The sequence below is a fragment of the Bradyrhizobium ottawaense genome, from assembly GCF_900099825.1.
Lineage (GTDB): Bacteria > Pseudomonadota > Alphaproteobacteria > Rhizobiales > Xanthobacteraceae > Bradyrhizobium > Bradyrhizobium ottawaense_A.
This window is the reverse complement of sequence record NZ_LT629693.1, coordinates 4,661,929-4,677,886: the sequence shown is the minus strand read 5'-3', so window position 1 is coordinate 4,677,886 and position 15,958 is coordinate 4,661,929. Positions and strand designations below refer to the sequence as shown.

Annotated in this window: 17 protein-coding genes; 10 read left to right on the top strand and 7 right to left on the bottom strand. The window is 63.2% G+C overall.

Translation table 11 applies throughout. The features are described 5' to 3' along the window. Window positions 1-107: 107 nt before the first annotated feature. Window positions 108-320, top strand: coding sequence for a cold-shock protein (locus tag BLR13_RS21775; protein WP_002714433.1), 213 nt, complete (start codon window positions 108-110; stop codon window positions 318-320). A 174-nt stretch (window positions 321-494) separates the two neighbouring features. Here the strand turns inward: BLR13_RS21775 and BLR13_RS21770 are convergent, their stop codons facing one another. The 7 genes from BLR13_RS21770 to BLR13_RS21740 all read right to left on the bottom strand — a co-directional run bounded on the left by BLR13_RS21770 (window position 495) and on the right by BLR13_RS21740 (window position 6,767). Continuing rightward, window positions 495-1,073 (bottom strand): TadE/TadG family type IV pilus assembly protein, encoded by a 579-nt coding sequence (locus BLR13_RS21770; RefSeq protein WP_244525263.1) that lies wholly within the window; start codon window positions 1,071-1,073, stop codon window positions 495-497. 27 nt (window positions 1,074-1,100) lie between these two features. Next, a complete protein-coding gene (locus BLR13_RS21765) occupies window positions 1,101-1,658 on the bottom strand; it encodes a TadE/TadG family type IV pilus assembly protein (RefSeq protein WP_074819691.1) in 558 nt (185 codons plus the stop codon). 194 nt (window positions 1,659-1,852) lie between these two features. Then, on the bottom strand, window positions 1,853-2,359 hold the full coding sequence (locus tag BLR13_RS21760; protein WP_074819693.1) for a pilus assembly protein N-terminal domain-containing protein: 507 nt from the start codon (window positions 2,357-2,359) through the stop codon (window positions 1,853-1,855). A gap of 144 nt (window positions 2,360-2,503) precedes the next feature. Continuing rightward, window positions 2,504-3,334: a sterol desaturase family protein gene (locus BLR13_RS21755; RefSeq protein WP_074819695.1), complete on the bottom strand. Its 831-nt coding sequence runs from the start codon at window positions 3,332-3,334 to the stop codon at window positions 2,504-2,506. Window positions 3,335-3,397: 63 nt separating this feature from the next. Then, entirely contained in the window at window positions 3,398-4,450 is a 1,053-nt protein-coding gene (locus BLR13_RS21750; protein WP_074819697.1) for an acyltransferase family protein, read from the bottom strand. A gap of 10 nt (window positions 4,451-4,460) precedes the next feature. After that, entirely contained in the window at window positions 4,461-5,912 is a 1,452-nt protein-coding gene (locus BLR13_RS21745; RefSeq protein WP_074819699.1) for a hypothetical protein, read from the bottom strand. Between the two features lie 24 nt (window positions 5,913-5,936). After that, window positions 5,937-6,767, bottom strand: coding sequence for a sterol desaturase family protein (locus tag BLR13_RS21740; RefSeq protein ID WP_074831247.1), 831 nt, complete (start codon window positions 6,765-6,767; stop codon window positions 5,937-5,939). A gap of 316 nt (window positions 6,768-7,083) precedes the next feature. Between BLR13_RS21740 and BLR13_RS21735 the strand changes: the two genes are divergently transcribed. The 9 genes from BLR13_RS21735 (at window position 7,084) to BLR13_RS21695 (ending at window position 15,864) form a co-directional block, all read left to right on the top strand. Next, window positions 7,084-7,248 carry a Flp family type IVb pilin gene (locus tag BLR13_RS21735; RefSeq protein WP_074819701.1) on the top strand — a complete coding sequence of 55 codons (165 nt, stop codon included), beginning with the start codon at window positions 7,084-7,086 and terminating at the stop codon, window positions 7,246-7,248. Window positions 7,249-7,455: 207 nt separating this feature from the next. Beyond that, on the top strand, window positions 7,456-7,980 hold the full coding sequence (locus BLR13_RS21730) for an A24 family peptidase (RefSeq protein ID WP_074819703.1): 525 nt from the start codon (window positions 7,456-7,458) through the stop codon (window positions 7,978-7,980). Between the two features lie 125 nt (window positions 7,981-8,105). After that, on the top strand, window positions 8,106-8,891 hold the full coding sequence (gene cpaB / locus BLR13_RS21725; RefSeq protein WP_074819705.1) for a Flp pilus assembly protein CpaB: 786 nt from the start codon (window positions 8,106-8,108) through the stop codon (window positions 8,889-8,891). Further along, window positions 8,888-10,372 (top strand): type II and III secretion system protein family protein, encoded by a 1,485-nt coding sequence (locus BLR13_RS21720; protein WP_171944948.1) that lies wholly within the window; start codon window positions 8,888-8,890, stop codon window positions 10,370-10,372. The genes cpaB and BLR13_RS21720 overlap by 4 nt, the downstream gene beginning before the upstream one ends. 9 nt (window positions 10,373-10,381) lie before the next feature. Next, window positions 10,382-11,134 carry a CpaD family pilus assembly protein gene (locus BLR13_RS21715; RefSeq protein ID WP_171944949.1) on the top strand — a complete coding sequence of 251 codons (753 nt, stop codon included), beginning with the start codon at window positions 10,382-10,384 and terminating at the stop codon, window positions 11,132-11,134. After that, a complete protein-coding gene (locus BLR13_RS21710; RefSeq protein ID WP_074819707.1) occupies window positions 11,131-12,399 on the top strand; it encodes an AAA family ATPase in 1,269 nt (422 codons plus the stop codon). The genes BLR13_RS21715 and BLR13_RS21710 overlap by 4 nt, the downstream gene beginning before the upstream one ends. 22 nt (window positions 12,400-12,421) lie before the next feature. After that, complete coding sequence (locus BLR13_RS21705; protein WP_074819709.1) at window positions 12,422-13,891, top strand: CpaF family protein; 1,470 nt, start codon at window positions 12,422-12,424, stop codon at window positions 13,889-13,891. Window positions 13,892-13,901: 10 nt separating this feature from the next. Then, window positions 13,902-14,879 carry a type II secretion system F family protein gene (locus BLR13_RS21700; RefSeq protein WP_074819711.1) on the top strand — a complete coding sequence of 326 codons (978 nt, stop codon included), beginning with the start codon at window positions 13,902-13,904 and terminating at the stop codon, window positions 14,877-14,879. Window positions 14,880-14,889: 10 nt separating this feature from the next. Beyond that, a complete protein-coding gene (locus BLR13_RS21695; protein WP_074819713.1) occupies window positions 14,890-15,864 on the top strand; it encodes a type II secretion system F family protein in 975 nt (324 codons plus the stop codon). Window positions 15,865-15,958: the final 94 nt, after the last annotated feature.

The following is a 15,958-nucleotide window of genomic DNA, read 5'->3' as shown; positions in this document are numbered from 1 at the left end:
CCACCGGTACAGCCGGTTTAGACGCTGACGACCCTTCCAAAAATTCGATATCACCAGACCGTCGAGAGGCGGGCTACGACTTGTATATCTGAGAAGGGACTACCCCCGTGAGCATGGGAACCGTGAAGTGGTTTAACGCAACCAAGGGTTATGGCTTCATCCAGCCCGATGACGGCGGCAATGACGTGTTCGTGCACATCAGCGCTGTCGAACGTGCCGGTCTTGGGACACTGCGTGAAGGCCAGAAGATCTCCTACGAAATCGTGGCAGATCGTCGCTCTGGCAAATCTTCGGCCGACAATCTGCGCGCCGCCGGATAAGCGATCTGCCAGGGCGCACCCTTCACGGTGGGCCCCAAGGATTGCCTCGAAATGATCAAAGGCCGCGCCAAAGCGCGGCCTTTTTCATTTCACTTGAGAGACCGCGCCCATGGCGTGGCCTTTCCATTTGAACACGACTCTATTTGAATACGGCGACCTCCGGCGCGGCGTCGATTACGACGTCGGACAGGGAGGAGACGGACTACCTGCAGCGGGCGTCGGATAGATCACGCAGGTCGACTGACGCGGGCGGGTAAGGGTGAAGTCTTTCAGCGTAATCGAGTTCTTCAGGACATAGCCGACCGTCGGGACAAAGGCGTAGCTGACCTCGCTGTAAATCAGATAGCTGCCTTTGACCTGAAGCGCGCCCGGGATCACAACCGTGGTTCCCACCGTCCGCGGCGCGTCGCCCTTGCTCCATTGCACCCGCGCCGCCAGCGTATTGGGATCGACATAGAGTTCGGTGATGGTGGATTTGACCGGCGTCGCCGAATAAGGCGTCATGATCGCCACGCTGGCGTTGCGGATGTTCGTCAACTGGGTATCGTTGACGGAGGTGTTTTGCGACGTCAGATCGGACAGCGTCCGCGCCATCAGCGTCACCTTGCGGCTGACGGCGATGCCGGATGCAAACTCGTCGGTGCCGAAGAACAGCACCAGCATCACCGGAACGACGAGGGCGAATTCGGTTGCGGCAAGGCCGCTGATATCGCCGAACAGAGCCAGCGCCGAGCGCCGCGCGCGAAGCCACATATCCATGATCGGTTTCATCGGCCCGCCCTAGTACGGTTCGTTCTGGAACGCGGCGGTCGCGGTCAACAGCCGCTTGCTGCCGCTCAGATTCGCGATATTGAAGCCGAGCCCGGTCACGACCAGCGGCCATTTATAGAAGATCCGCACCACGACGATATCGTTGGGGCCGCCGGTCAGATAGTTGTTCGGCGCCACGAAATTCTTGCTGGCATCGATCGGGCTGGCGATGTTGACGGAGCCGAACGCGGAATAGCTCTGCACGTCGATCGAGATACCGTTGACGCAATCGAACATCATGGTGATCTTGCTGCAAACGAGGTCCTTGAATTGCGCCTGGGTGCAGGGCGTCGAACAGCCCGTGACCTGGCCGTTCTGCGCCTGACCGGTCATGATCGTGCGCGCGGAATCCTGCGTCACGGTCTCGAGCATCTGGCTGGCGAAGAACACCAGCGCCAGCTCGATGATCGCGAACAGCAATCCGAAGAATATCGGCGCCACCAGCGCGAACTCGACCACGGCGGAGCCGCGGTGGTTGCGGCGAAACCGGCGCAGGATATTTCCGGCGGGAGCGGCGGGCGAGGACATCGAGGAAACCTCAAGACGCAGGAGAACTCCCGTGGAGGAGTACCTGAAACTGATTGTTGAAGTGTTTCGTCCGATGCGGACGGAACGCCCCGTTCCGTCAGGCAAATCTTAACCATGCCGGACGATCGCCTGACGCGTCACGCGGGCACCTTCCGCGCCACGCAAGGATCAGTGAAAGGATCGGCGAAGCACGGTCAGTTGGACGATTTGGAGCCGGCAGCCGCAGCACCCGAGGCCTGGCTGGAGAGCGAACCGGCCTGGTCGATCGCCGCTTTGAAATAATGTTCGCCGTCGCCGAGCGTGATCCGGCGCTGGCAGATCGGCGCACAGCTATAGGATTCGCGTTCGACGCCACGGTAGACGGTGACAAGCCGTTCAGTCGGGCCTTCGACCTGGATCTGGCGATCCACCAGCACGTCGCCGCCACGGTCCATCGCAATGAAATTGGTCGCGCCATAGCCCTTGCCGGTGACAACGACGATGCCGCCGCTCTGCAGCGTGACGTCCGCGATCAGCGGGTTTCCGACGATGATGGTCGCGACCTTGGCAGGCAGCTTGAGCAGCTTGGCCTGGTCGACATAAACCGAGATTTTGTCCGGGTCAGGCGCGCCGAGACACACCGCTGGCCACAGCAGTGTTGCAACCGCGACGGAACGCAATCCAAAACGCGCGCACGCGCGAATACGCTGGAACCTGAACATACTCTACTCCGGGGCGTTACAAGCCGGCAAAAGCGATACGCAGCGGACCGGCGCCCGACGGGCTGAATCTGACGACAATTCATGAAAGAAGTGCAAAGGGGGCCCGGCAAATCCGAAATGCCCGCGGTTTCCCGGACGAGGCTGTTATTTCCGGAACGGATAGGCCAGTTGCCCGGCAAGCTCGCACGGAAACAACGCCTGGTCCTCGATGCCGTAATTGTCCGGCAACCGGTCCGCCGGCATCCGGAAGGTACCGAACAGGATATCCCAGAGCGGAAAGGTGCCGGCAAAATTGGTGTCGCCGCCTTCCTCGCGCGAGGTGTGATGCCAACGATGGAACACCGGCGTCGCCAGCACATATCTGAACGGCCCGAGCGTCCAGTTCAGGTTGGCGTGAACGAAGGCCGAATGGAAAATGTTGAACGGGCCGAGCCACACCATCGCGACCGGTGAAATGCCGGCCAGCAACAGGACGACGTCGACGCCGATGGTGCCCAGCAGCAGGTTGACCGGGTGGAAGCGCGCCGCCGAGATCCAGTCGACGTCCTCGGACGAATGATGAATGGCGTGGTATTTCCAGAAGCCGCTGCGATGGAACATGCGGTGCAGCCAGTACATCATGAAATCGGCCAGCACCAGGGAAAGTACCGCCTGCAGCCAAAGCGGCAATTCCGCCAGCGGGCCATGGCCGTTGTCGTAGAAGGCGGTCAAGGCATCGGCGTCATTGATCCCAAAAATCAGCGCCGCGGCGAGCACCGCGAGCCCGATCCGGAATACGCGCGCGAACAGCGGAACCAGGAACCAGTAGCTGAGATCGGTGACGAGTTCGCGCTTGCGCCACCACGGCCGGCCGGGATTGCAGGCCCAGAAATGCGACAGCACCGAGAACAGCAGCGCGAGCGCGAGCGTGACCGGCAGCACCTTGGCCAGGGTCTGGCCGAGCATGTCGACGACTTCGATCGGCAGGTTGGACATGTCCTGCGTCTTACCGGAATTGGGGCCGGCCTGCCAGCTTGCGCCGCACGATCCGCGCGGACGTCAGCTCGCCGCTGCAACGGCCTTCGGCGCCCGGACCGCCGCCGCAAGGGCATGGCCGAGCCGGTTGAAACGGCGCTCGATCAAAGGCTCGATCACGAAATAGCTCAGCGCCAGCGAAGCGCCGGTGACCAGCACGAACAGCGGCACCAGCCCCATCGGCCACAGCGCCGCGACCGCCGACACCAGCGCGAAGTGCACGAGGTAGATCGCGTAGGAGTGGCGGCCCAGAAGACCGACGAAAGAGAGCCTGACATTCGCGGCGAGAACCCCGCAGGCCAGCGCAAACAACAGCACGACTTCCGCACCCCATGTCGAGAACAACAGCGACGCTCCGGCCAGCAACACCGCGCCGAGTAACGGCTTGTTCTTCAGCTCGATGAAGTCGTAGAGCAGAATGCCGAACCCGAAGCAGATCAGCTGATGCGGCAGCCAGCAATAGAAAAAGCCGTTGGCGAGATAGGCCTGGTCTTGCGGCAGCGACGCGGCGAGACGCGGAAGGAGATACAAGTCGGCTGCGAATTTCCCGAAGACGCTGATCAGCGCGATCCCGGCGTAAACCAGGATCGGGCCGTTCGGCCGCCGGAACAGAAACATCAGCAGCGGGAACAGCAGGTAAAACTGCATTTCCACGGCGATGCTCCATCCGCCCGGAACCACCGAGTTGAACGCGGTGACACTGCTCCAATGCATAAAGAGGAATGTCAGCACCACGTCGCTTGTCGCGATCCCGTCGGGCGCCCAGAACTTGAAGCCCTCTCCCCCAGTGATCAGGAGATAGAGCAGGATGGCGGCCCAAAACAGCGGCACGATCCTGAACGCGCGTCGAATATAGAACGATTGGATCGCGGCCGGACCGAGCTTGTCACCGAAGGTCAGCATCATCGTGTAACCGCTGACGATGAAGAAGAGCTGGACGCCGCGTTCACCATGCTCATGGGCAAACGCCGTCAGGCCGGGGACGCTGCCGCTTGCCGCGATCGCGCAATGCACGAGAACGACGAGCAGGATGGCCACGCCACGCAACACATCGAGGGATTGATTGCGGTGGGTCATGGCACGGCGCTCAGTGATCGGTACGAACGTGCAGCACGGCGTTCCGGTCGGAATAGACCCGCTGCCAGCCGCCGATGTTATCGAGCAGGCCCACGGCCGGCGTCGACGGCGTCAGCAGCACGGCATCGATGTCCCAGGTCTTGAGGATGTCGAGAAACTGGTTGGCGTCCTTGAGCTGCAGCGCGCGGTAATAGGCCATTTCGAACGCCTCGCCGTACAACTCGGCCCGCCCGTCGATGAATACCGGCATCTTGCGCCAGATCATGTAGCCGCCGAACGGGAGGTCGTTGAGGACCCGCCTGGGATGGTGCGCTTGCAGCGCCTCGACGGCGGCCGCGGGCGACTGCACCTCGGGCGGCGAAAACGCCGACCTCGCCGCGAGCGCCCAGGTCGAAGCACCGAGCATGATGGCCAGTACGGCGGCGGAAGCGAGCGGCGCGGTGATCCTGGCGAATCTGGCCGGCTGCAGCGCGAACTGCGAGGCCACCGGCGCAAGCGCGACGAGCGGCAGCAGCAGCGCGAATATCTCTAGATTCCTGACATGCGAAAGCGCCATGTGCAGCAGGCCCAGCACCAGCGCGATCCGCGGCGGCGACAGCTTGACGCCTGAGTAAAGTGCTGCGGCGATCAGCACCAGGATCGATATCTCGAACGCGCCGAGGTTGGTGAAATCGGCCGGCATCCATTCGTAGATCAGATGCAGCAACTCGCCGAGATCGAGGATCTTGCGCGAGGCGAGGATGGATCCCCATCCATACGGCGTGGCGCAGCACGCCATCAACGCGCCGACGCCGAAGGCCGCCCAGCGCAGCACCAACGGCTTTTGCCGCGCGACATCGGCATTCCACAGCGCGTCGATCGCAAATGCGCCTGTTAGCACGAGGCCGAAGACGAACCCGCCATGCAAATTAGCCCATAGCGCCATCAGCGGCAGCAGCCAGAATGACGGCGCTTCGCCGCGCTCGCTCGCCGACAGCAAGCCGTATGCCCAGGCCAGCATGACCGGCATCACCAGCACATGCGGCCGCGCCAGGAAATGCGGCGTCGACAGCACCAGCGCCGCGAGCGTCACGACGAGCGCATAGGTCGCGGGAATGCGGCAGCCGAGGATCCAGGCGAGAAACGCAAAGGTGGCGGCGATGCTGGTCGAAGCCAGCACCACCGGCCCGGTCCAGCCGGCCAGATCATAGCTGCCCGCAAGCAGCACCTGCGCCAGCCAGGATGACGACGTCCACGGCTCGCCCGCCTTGGTGAAGGAATAGATATCGGCACGCGGAAGCGCCCCGTGATCGATGATCCACTGCCCTATCGAGATTTGCCAGTAGGTATCGGAATCGTTCAGAAGCCGGTCGCCGCATACCAGCAGCACCGCATAGACACCGATCCCGAGCCAAAGCCATGTCGGCACCTGACCGAGGCTGAAGGCTTTCTCCTGGCGGATCGCTCCGGCGTCGATACTCATGCAGAGGCTTCCCGGCCGGTTGAATTATTGCCGAAACGGATAGGCCAGTTGGCCGCCGATCTCGTGCGGCACCGCCTGATCGCTGTCGACGCCGTAGTTATCCGGCAGCTTGCCTTCCGGCATCCGGAACGTACCGAACAGCATGTCCCAGACCGGAAACGTCCCGGCGAAATTGGTATTGCCGCCCTCTTCGAGCGACGTGTGATGCCAGCGATGGAATACCGGCGTCGCCAGCACGTATTTGAACGGGCCGAGCGTCCAGCTCAGGTTGGCGTGGACGAAGGCGGAGTGGAACGTCGTGAACGGTCCGACCCACAGCATGATGTTGGGCGAGATACCCGCCATCAGCAGGATGACGTCGACCATGATCGTTCCGATGAACAGGTTGACCGGATGAAAGCGCGCCGCGGAAATCCACTCGAGATCCTCGGAAGAATGATGGATCGCGTGATACTTCCAGAAGCCGCCGCCATGAAACATGCGATGCAGCCAGTACAGCATGAAGTCGGATGCCACCAGGAACATCAACGCCTGGACCCAGAGCGGAAGCTCCGACAGCGGACCATGGCCGTTGTCGTAGAACGCGATCAGGCCGTCGGCGTCATTGATGTTGAAGACCATGCTGGCGCCCAGCACCATCAGCCCGATGCGGAAGACCCGGGCAAACATCGGCACGAAGAACCAGTAGCAGAGGTCGGTGACGAGTTCGCGCTTGCGCCACCAGGGCTGCCCGGGATTGCAGGCCCAGAAATACGAGAGCACCGTGAACACAACCGCCAGTGCTATCGTGACCGGCACGACCTTCGCCATCGTCTGGCCCAGCATCACAACGACTTCGAGGGGCAAATTGGACATGGCGGCCTCATGTGAACGGAGACTACTGGAGTATCCGCTGGCGCTTAAGGAGCCATGAATCACACCGACATGCGGGCGCGGCGTCGTGCGCGCGACCGCCTGATATAAGGTCAGCGGACGCATAATCGCATTTTATGAACTGCCTTAATGCAACATTTACTCTGCTTAGGAACAGCCGGTTCTCGGCGTTTTTGCACGATCGAATTAACTGCGTCGCAATTGTCGCACCTTAGGGTGACGCCATGGTCACGGTGCTGAGAACGCCGGCGAGACCAAACGTTAGTTCGACCAGCCACGTGTACACAGGAGTTATCTTATGAAGAATCTCGTTTCGCGTTTCGTGAAGGATGAGTCCGGCGCCACCGCCATCGAATACGGCCTGATTGCCGCCGGCATCGCGATCGCGATCATCACCGCCGTCAAGGGCGTAGGCAGCCAGCTGTCGACCAACTTCAACACGATCTCGACCTCGCTGAAGTAAGCGACCGTCGGACCAGTTTCGAAGGCCCCGGCAGCCCCGGGGCCTTCGTCGTTTTCGGACGGCGACAGGTTCTCGCACCCAGGACGGTTTCCAACGGCTCGCGATATTTCCGGTCGTTTTCCGATTGTTCATTTCTGCTGGCTAGGTTTGGCCGGTGCTTGAAACGGCGCCTGAACCTCGCGAAATCAGTACGGGCTATGTGAAATCATGATCCTCGATATTGCCCGTCTCATGCTGTTTCCGGCCCTGATGGCGTTCGCGGCCGCAAGCGACCTCTTCACGATGACGATCTCGAACCGGGTCTCGCTGGCGCTGGTCGGAGGTTTTCTGGTCCTGGCAGTGCTCGGCGGCATGGGCCTGCACGACATGCTCCTGCATATCGGCGCCGGCGCGACCGTGCTGGTCGCGGCCTTCGGCTGCTTTGCGATGGGCTGGGTCGGGGGCGGCGACGCCAAGGTGGCGGCCGGGGTGGCGCTCTGGTTCGGTTTCGACCATTTGCTTAACTATCTGGTCTATGCGTCGCTGTTCGGCGGGGCGCTGACCATCCTGCTGCTCCAGTTCCGGCAATGGCCGCTGCCCTACCCGCTCGCGGGCCAGGCCTGGCTGAACCGGCTGCACGACAAGCAGAGCGGAATCCCCTACGGCATCGCGCTCGCGATCGGCGCCCTGATGGTCTATCCGGAAACCGAATGGATCAAGGCGGTGGACCTCACCCACCTCGCCATGCACTGACCGGCGCAAGTAACTCCCCGTTAAGGCAATTTACACACGCCTCATTAACCATGCTTTGACGAATAGCTGGTCAACTCCCATCACGGCGGCGGCAGCGTCGCGGCGTAATGTGGAAAGTGAAGCGTATGAATACCGCACGCATTGTCGTGTTGACCATCGCGATCGGTGCCGGCGGCATTGCCGCCTGGCTCGCCAGCGGGTCCGACAAGCCTGACGCACCGGCAGCGCCGGTCGCTCAGCTGCCGACGGTGGATATTCTTGTCGCGAAATCCGACATCGGCCTCGGCCAGTCGGTCAAGGCCGATGATCTGCAGTGGCAGAGCTGGCCGACCGCGTCCGCCAGCAATTTCATCAGCCGGGTCAGCCGGGCCGACGCCATCAAGGACGTCACCGGTTCGATCGCGCGCTCGCCGTTTATCGCGGGCGAGCCAATCCGGGACCAGAAACTGGTGAAGGCCGACGGATCCGGCTTCATGGCCGCGATCCTGCCCACCGGATTCCGGGCGGTTTCGACCGAAATCTCGCCGGAAACCGGCGCCGGCGGCTTCATTCTGCCGAACGACCACGTCGACGTGCTGCTTTCCAAGCGCGAAAAGAACCCCGACAACAAGGCGCCGGACATCGTCAGCGCGGAAATCATCCTGACCAATGTCCGGGTTCTCGCGATCGACCAGGCGCCGAAGGAAAAAGAAGGCACCAGCGCCCTCGTCGGCAAGACCGTCACCCTGGAGCTGAAGCCCGAACAGGCCGAGACGCTCGCCCGCGCGCGCCAGAGCGGCACGCTGTCGCTGGCGCTGCGCAGCATCGTCGACGTCAAGACGGTCGAAATCAAGACTGACGAATCCAAGCGCGGCGAAGGCGTCAACGTCGTTCGTTACGGCATTGCCAGCCAGCAGTTGATGCAGAAATGACCGAAAGGACGCACGAAATGAAGTGCAGGGGAGATCAGCCGATGCGGACATTCCTGGTCCGCGCCCTGTCATTTTCGGCCGTAGCTGCGCTCACGCTCAATCCGGCGTTGACGCCGGTGGTGGCCGCCGACTATCGCCCTGTCGCGCCGGTTGCCGTCGACGGACAGATGAATGCACGCCCGCTTTCGATCGGTATCGGCAAATCCATCGTGATCGACCTGCCGCGCGACATCAAGGACGTGCTGGTGGCCGATCCGAAGATCGCCAATGCCGTGGTCCGCTCCACCCAGCGCGCCTATATCATCGGCGCCGCGGTCGGCCAGACCAACATCGTATTCTTCGATTCCGCCGGCCAGCAGATCGCAGCCTATGACATCGCGGTCACCCGCGACCTCAACGGCCTGCGCGCGGCGCTGAAGCAGGCGCTGCCGAACTCCGACATCCGGGTCGAAGGCCTCGGCGAGGGCGTCGTGCTGTCGGGTACGGCGGCGAACCCGATCGAGGCCCAGCAGGCCAATGATCTCGCCGCCCGCCTTGTCGGCGGCGTCGACCGAGTCACGAATTCGATCGCGGTCCGCGGTCGCGACCAGGTGATGCTGAAGGTCACGGTTGCCGAAGTCCAGCGCTCGATCATCAAGCAGCTCGGCATCGACCTTTCCGCCAACCTCAACTACGGCACGGCGGTCGTCAAATTCAACAACGCCAACCCGTTCACGGCAAACAACGGTCCGCTCGTGCCCAATAACGCCATCACCACGTCGTTCGGGGCGACACCGTCGGTCCAGGCGACGGTGCGCGCGATGGAAAACGCGGGCGTCGTGCGGACGCTTGCGGAACCGAACCTGACCGCGATCTCCGGCGAATCGGCAACCTTCATCTCGGGCGGCGAGTTTCCGATACCGACCGGCGTGACTTGCCAGACAACCACAGCCGGCGCGATCGGGCAGTGCGTCCAGACCGTCAGCTTTAAGAAATTCGGCATCTCGCTCAACTTCACGCCGGTCGTGCTATCCGAGGGACGGATCAGCCTGCGGGTGATGACGGAAGTGTCGGAGGTTTCGACCGAGAACGCGCTAACCGGCGGCCAGGGTGGCACGACGATTCCCTCGATCAAGACCCGCCGCGCGGAAACGACCCTCGAAATTCCCTCGGGCGGCTCGATGGCGCTGGCCGGCCTGATCCAGCAGCAGACCAAGCAGGCGATCAACGGCTTGCCCGGCCTGGCGGAAATTCCCGTGTTGGGCACGCTGTTCCGCAGCCGCGACTTCGTCGACAACCAGACCGAGCTGATGATCCTGGTGACGCCCTATGTCGTCCGCGCGGTCGCGCAGAAGGACCTGTCGCGCCCGGATGACGGCTTTGCCAGCGCCTCGGACCCGCAGGCCGACCTGCTCGGCAGCATCAATCGCATCTACGGCGTTCCGGGCCGCAATGAGCCGGCACGGAATTATCGCGGCAGCTACGGCTTTATTACGGACTGAGGCGGGACGATGACACGACAGCTGACATCCAGAACACCCGCCGATCGCAAGCGCGTGCTCCTGCTAGCGGGAGCGCTGATCGGCGTCTCCGTGGCGCTCGGCGCCTGCCAGCACACCGGCGACGTGGTGACGACGGCGAGCGTGCCCGACGACTATCGGCTGCGCCATCCGATCGCGGTCCAGGAAGCCGATCGCTCGATCGTCGTGTTCGTCGGCCGCGGCCGCGGCGGCATTTCGGCCGCCCAGCGCGCCGACGTGATGGGCTTGGCCCAGCTCTGGCTTGCCGAAGGCACCGGCGCCATCAGCATCGACATGCCGGTCGATACCCCGAACGCGCGCGCCGCCCAGGATTCGCTGCGCGAGATCCAGGCGACCCTCGCCGCCGCCGGCGTGCCGCCGCGGGCGATCAATGTTCGCCAGTACCATCCGGAAGACCCCCGGCACATGGCGGCGATCCGGCTGAATTATCCGAAGATCTCGGCGGTGGCCGGTCCCTGCGGCCTCTGGCCTGAGGACCTCGGGCCTTCGGTCAACAACAAGGGCTGGTACGAAAACAAGTCCTATTACAATTTCGGCTGCTCGAACCAGCGCAACCTCGCGGCGATGGTCGACAATCCGGCCGACCTGGTCCAGCCGCGCCCGGAAACGCCTGCCTACTGGCCGCGGCGTAACGCTGCCTTCGAGAAGTACAAAAAAGGCACCGCCACCACGACCACCTATCCCGAGGCCGACAAGGCCAAACTCAGCGACACCGGCAAATGATCAACTACGCGCGCCAGAACCCAGAACCGCAGACGGAGGCCAATACGCCGCCGATGGAAGATCATATTGCGCCGGCGCCGCGGGTATCGGTGCAGGCCTTCTGCGAGACGGTTGAAACCGCGGCTGCCGTGCAGTCGGCGGGCGAAGACCGCCGTCTCGGCAAGGCGCATCTCAAGATCCAGATGGGCGGCATGGCCGCCGCCATCGAGGCGTATCGTTCGGCGCCGACCCCGAACGTGATCATCCTGGAGACCGAAGGACGCCACGACATCCTGCTCGGCCTCGACCAGCTCGCCACCGTGTGCGACGCCGGAACCCGCGTGATCGTGATCGGCAAGATCAACGACGTCACGCTGTATCGCGAGCTGGTGCGCCGCGGCGTCAGCGACTACGCGATCGCTCCGGTCACCGCCATCGACGTCGTGCGGTCGGTCTGCAACCTGTTCTCGGCGCCGGAAGCCAAGGCGGTCGGGCGCATCATCGCGGTCGTCGGCGCCAAGGGCGGCGTCGGCGCTTCCACCGTCGCTCACAACGTCGCCTGGGCGATCGCGCGCGATCTCGCGCTGGATTCGGTGGTGGCCGATCTCGACCTCGCCTTCGGCACCGCCGGCCTCGACTACAACCAGGATCCGCCGCAGGGCATCGCGGACGCGGTATTCTCGCCGGACCGGGTCGATACCGCCTTCATCGACCGCCTGCTGTCGAAATGCACCGACCACCTCAGCCTGCTGGCGGCGCCGGCCACACTCGACCGGGTCTACGATTTCGGCGCCGACGCCTTCGATTCCATCTTCGATACGCTGCGCACCACGATGCCGTGCATCGTGCTCGACGTTCCGCATCAATGGACGGGGTGGACCAAGCGCGCGCTGATCGCGGCCGACGACATCCTGATCGTCGCGGCGCCCGATCTCGCCAATCTGCGCAACACCAAGAACATCGTCGACCTCCTGAAGGCTCAACGGCCGAACGACCGTGCGCCGCTGTATTGCCTGAATCAGGTCGGCATCCCGAAGCGCCCGGAGATTCCGGCCAACGAGTTCGCCAAGGCAATCGAGAGCCAACCGATCGCGATGATCCCGTTCGAGCCTCAGATGTTCGGCTCGGCCGCCAATAACGGCCAGATGATTGCGGAAATTTCCGCCAATCATCGCACCACCGAGATGTTCCTGCAAATTGCGCAGCGGCTTACCGGCCGCGGCGAAACGAAGAAGCCCAAGGGTTCATTCCTTGCACCCTTGATCGAGAAGTTGCGGGCCAAGTAGGCGGCCGGCGTGGAGTATCATCGTGTTCGGTAAGCGTAGCGGAAATGATAGCGATACGCGGGCGCCGAAGCCCGCTTTTCAGGCCCCGGAACCGGTTTCCAGCGCCGCAGCCGTTTCGCGTGAGGTAGCAGCGCCAACCGTTGCCTCGCCGCCGATCGCGCCGTCGAAGCCGCCGCCGCCTGCCCCCGCCAAGGAGGCGCAGCGCTCCGACAATTACTACCAGGTCAAGGCGACGATTTTCGGCGCCCTGATCGAGGCGATCGACCTCGCCCAGCTCGCCAAGCTCGACGGCGAGTCCGCGCGCGAGGAAATCCGCGACATCGTCAACGAAATCATCGCGATCAAGAACATCGTGATGTCGATCGCCGAGCAGGAAGAGCTGCTCGACGACATCTGCAACGACGTGCTCGGCTACGGTCCGCTGGAGCCGCTGCTGTCGCGCGACGACATCGCCGACATCATGGTCAACGGCGCCGGCACGGTGTTCATCGAAGTCGCCGGCAAGATCCAGAAGACCGGCATCCGGTTCCGCGACAACCAGCAGCTTCTCAACATCTGCCAGCGCATCGTCAGCCAGGTCGGCCGGCGCGTCGACGAATCCTCGCCGATCTGCGACGCCCGTCTCGCCGACGGTTCCCGCGTCAACGCCATCGTCCCGCCGCTGGCGATCGACGGCCCCGCGCTCACCATCCGAAAATTCAAGAAGGACAAGCTGACGCTCGATCAGCTGGTCAAGTTCGGGGCGATCTCGCCGGAGGGCGCCGAGATCCTTCAGATCATCGGCCGCGTCCGCTGCAACGTGCTGATTTCAGGCGGTACCGGTTCCGGCAAAACCACGCTGCTGAACTGCCTGACCCAGTTCATCGAACACGACGAACGCGTCATCACCTGCGAAGACGCCGCCGAACTGCAGCTGCAGCAGCCCCATGTGGTGCGGCTGGAAACCCGGCCGCCCAACATCGAGGGCGAAGGCCAGGTCACGATGCGCGAACTGGTCCGCAACTGCCTGCGTATGCGCCCTGAACGCATCATCGTCGGCGAAGTCCGCGGACCCGAGGCATTCGACCTGCTGCAGGCCATGAACACCGGCCATGACGGCTCGATGGGCACGCTGCACGCCAACAACCCGCGCGAAGCGATGTCACGATGCGAATCGATGATCACGATGGGCGGCTTCTCGCTGCCCTCGCGCACCATTCGCGAGATGATCTGCGCCTCGATCGACGTCATCGTGCAGGCCGCGCGCCTGCGCGACGGTTCGCGGCGCATCACCCACATCACCGAGGTGATGGGCATGGAAGGCGACACCATCATCACCCAGGATCTGTTTGTCTATGAACTGATCGGTGAAGACGCCAACGGCAAGATCATCGGCCGGCACCGCTCGACCGGAATCGGACGCCCCCGCTTCTGGGAGCGCGCACGGTACTACGGCGAAGAGAAGCGGCTCGCGGCAGCGCTCGACGCCGCCGAAGTCGCCGAGAACAAGTAAGGAGCGGGCGATGAACATGCAGATGCTCGCACTGGCCTTTCTCGCCTTTACCGCCATCGGCGGCCTGGCGTGGGTCTTCATCTATCCGTCGCTGTCGGGAGAGAAGAAGGCCGAGTCCCGCCGCGCCTCGATCGCGCGGACCGAGCCCGCAGCGCGTCAGGTCGACAAGACGCAGCGTTCGCGCCGCGAACAGGTCGAGGGGTCGCTGAAGGAGCTCGAGGCGCGCCGCCAGAAGGAAAAGTCCGTCCCGTTGTCCATGCGGCTGGCGCAGGCCGGCCTCGGGACCTGGACGCCAAAGAAGTTCTGGATCGTGTCTGGCGTCTGCGCCGCGGTCTGCTTCGTGGTGGCGTTCACGGTCGGCGGCGGACTGTTGGGCGGCCTCGGCATGGCGTTCGCCGCCGGCTTCGGCCTGCCGCGCTGGATGCTGGGCTACCTCAAGAACCGCCGGGAAAAGGCGTTTCTGAAGGCGCTGCCCGATGCCGTCGACGTCATCGTGCGCGGCATCAAGGCCGGTCTGCCGCTGTTCGATTCGATCAAGGTGGTTGCTGCCGACGCGCCGGAACCGCTGAAGAGCGAGTTCCTTGCCATCATCGAAACCCAGACCATCGGCATGCCGCTGGGCGACGCCTGCGCGCGGCTGTTCGAGCGGATGCCGGTGCCGGAGGCGAACTTCTTCGGTATCGTGATCGCGATCCAGCAGAAGTCCGGCGGCAACCTGTCGGAAGCGCTCGGTAACCTCTCCAAGGTGCTGCGCGACCGCAAGAAGATGGCGGAAAAGATCCAGGCGATGTCGATGGAAGCCAAGGCCTCCGCGGGCATCATCGGCTCGTTGCCGCCGATCGTGATGCTGCTGGTCTGGATGTCGACGCCCGACTACATCTCACTGCTTTGGACCACGCCAATGGGCCAGTTCATGGTGGTGTGCTGCGTCGGCTGGATGACCTGCGGCGTGCTCGTGATGAAGAAAATGATCAACTTCGACTTCTGACGGTGCAGTTATGATTCAGTTTATGATCGAAAAGCTTCATGATGCGCGGTTCATGACCATGCTGCTCGCCGCCATTGCCGCGAGCGCCACGGCCTACACCCTGATCATGCCGCTGTTTGCCGGCGAAGGGCTGTCCAAGCGGATGAAGGCCGTCGCCAGCGAGCGCGAACGGCTCCGCCAGCGCGAGCGTGACCGGTTGAACAAGTCGGAAAAGGTGTCGCTGCGCCAGACCCCGAAGCAACTCGTTTCCAAGGTGGTGGAAGATTTCAACCTCGGCAAGTGGCTGGCACAGGAAGCCGCGCGCGACAAGCTGATCATGGCCGGCTATCGCGGCCATGCGCCCTACATTACCTTCCTGTTCGCCCGTGCGGTAACGCCGACCGTGCTGTTTGTTGGCGCGGTTCTCTACGTATTCGTGATCATGCAGATGGATAACTCGCTGCCGGTCAAGCTCGGCATCTGCATCGCCGCCGCCTATGCCGGATTGCAGGCGCCGATGCTGTTCCTGAAAAACGCGATCAGCAAGCGCCAGCTCTCGATCAAGCGCGCCTTCCCCGACGCGCTCGATTTGCTCCTGATCTGCATCGAGTCCGGCATGTCGGTCGAGGTCGCGTTCCGCAAGGTCGCCACCGAAATCGTCACGCAATCGGTGGCGCTGTCGGAAGAGTTTGCCCTGACCACGGCCGAACTGTCCTATCTGCAGGACCGCAAGGTGGCGTATGAAAATCTTGCCAAGCGCACCGGTCTGGAAGGCGTCAAATCGGTCTGCCTGTCCCTGATGCAGTCGGAACGCTACGGTACGCCGCTCGGCCAGAGCCTGCGTGTGATGGCGCAGGAAAACCGCGACATGCGGATGAACGAGGCCGAGAAGAAGGCCGCGGCATTGCCGCCGAAGCTCACCGTGCCGATGATCCTGTTCTTCCTGCCCTGCCTGTTCATCGTCATTCTCGGGCCGACCTACATCAAGATCTCGGCGATGCCGTAGGCACGAGACGCAGGGCCGACGTTATGGCGGCCTTGACGGATGAAGCTTTGCCGCAGCCGGGAACAGGCGCCCCCGTCTGCCGCGGCGCCCGAAT